Source organism: Rhizobacter sp. P3_B12, from assembly GCF_056402895.1.
Window position 1 is genome coordinate 1 of the sequence record NZ_JBFUGN010001087.1, and the last position, 1,951, is coordinate 1,951.

Sequence of the window (1,951 nt, forward strand, 5' to 3'; positions counted from 1 at the left end):
CTACACGCTCGATGAGTTGCGCAACGACATCACCGGCGGCGCGACGCCCGCCTCGTTCGAGCCGAGCATCGACTACGTCGTCACGAAGATCCCGCGCTTCGCGTTCGAGAAGTTCCCGGCCGCCGATTCGCGCCTGACGACGCAGATGAAATCGGTCGGCGAGGTGATGGCGATGGGCCGCACCTTCCAGGAGAGCTTCCAGAAGGCGCTGCGTGGCCTCGAGACCGGCATCGACGGGCTGACCGAGCGAAGCACCGACCGCGACGAGATCATTGCCGAGATCGGCGAGGCCGGCCCCGAGCGCATCCTGTACGTCGGCGATGCATTCCGCATCGGCATGAGCCTGCAGGAAGTATTCGAGGAGACCGCGATCGACCCGTGGTTCCTCGCGCAGATCCAGCAGCTGATCAAGTTCGAGCAGGCGCTCGCCGGCCGCACGGTCGCGAGCCTGTCGACCGAGGAACTGCGCTTCCTGAAGCAGAAGGGCTTCTCCGACCGGCGCCTGGCCAAGCTGCTGGGCACGCACCAGCACGAGGTGCGCGAGGCCCGCTGGGCGCAGAACGTGCGCCCGGTCTACAAGCGCGTGGACACCTGCGCCGCCGAGTTCTCGACGCAGACCGCGTACATGTACTCGACCTACGACGAGGAGTGCGAGGCCGAGCCGACCGACCGCAAGAAGATCATGGTGCTGGGCGGTGGCCCGAACCGCATCGGCCAGGGCATCGAGTTCGACTACTGCTGCGTGCATGCCGCGCTCGCGATGCGCGAGGATGGCTACGAGACCATCATGGTCAACTGCAATCCCGAGACCGTGTCGACCGACTACGACACGTCCGACCGCCTGTACTTCGAGCCAGTGACGCTGGAAGACGTGCTGGAGATCGTCGCGAAGGAAAAGCCGGTCGGCGTGATCGTGCAGTACGGCGGCCAGACGCCGCTGAAGCTGGCGCTCGACCTCGAGCGCGCCGGCGTGCCGATCGTCGGCACCTCGCCCGACAGCATCGACATCGCCGAAGACCGCGAGCGCTTCCAGAAGCTGCTGCACGAGCTCGGCCTGAAGCAGCCGCCGAACCGCACCGCGCGCACCGAAGAAGCCGCGAAGACGCTGGCCGCCGAGATCGGCTACCCGCTGGTGGTGCGCCCGAGCTATGTGCTGGGCGGCCGCGCGATGGAAATCGTGCACGGCGAGAAGGACCTCGAGCGCTACATGCGCGAAGCGGTGAAGGTGTCGGAAAAGTCGCCGGTGCTGCTCGACCGCTTCCTCGACGACGCGATCGAGGTCGACGTCGACTGCATCAGCGACGGCGACGAGGTGATGATCGGCGGCATCATGGAGCACGTCGAGCAGGCGGGCATCCACTCGGGCGACTCGGCCTGCTCGCTGCCGCCGTACTCGCTGCCGAAGAGCCTGCAGGACGAACTGCGCCGCCAGACGGTGCTGATGGCCAAGGCGCTGAAGGTCAAGGGCCTGATGAACACGCAGTTCGCGATCCAGGGCGAGGGCGCCGATGCGGTCGTCTACGTGCTCGAGGTCAACCCGCGTGCGTCGCGCACGGTGCCGTTCGTCTCGAAGGCCACCGGCCAGCCGCTCGCGAAGATCGCGGCGCGCTGCATGGTCGGCCAGAAGCTGTCGAGCCAGAAGGATCGCCACGGCAAGCTGCCGCGCGAGGTGATCCCGCCGTACTTCTCGGTGAAGGAAGCGGTGTTCCCGTTCAACAAGTTCCCCGGCGTCGACCCGATCCTCGGCCCGGAGATGCGCTCCACCGGCGAGGTGATGGGTGCGGGCCGCACCTTCGGCGAGGCCATGCTGAAGAGCCAGCTCGGCGCCGGCTCGCGGCTGCCCGACCGCGGCACCGTCTGCATCACCGTGAAGAACGGCGACAAGGCGCGTGCGGTGGTGGTGGCGCGCGACCTGCACCAGCTCGGCTTCCAGGTCGTTGCGACCAAGGGC

1 protein-coding gene is annotated in these 1,951 nt (G+C 67.5%); it reads left to right on the forward strand.

The annotated features are described in order from the left end of the window. A partial coding sequence (gene carB, locus AC1D01_RS32405; protein WP_477873605.1) for a carbamoyl-phosphate synthase large subunit occupies positions 1–1,951 on the forward strand: 1,951 nt, incomplete at both ends.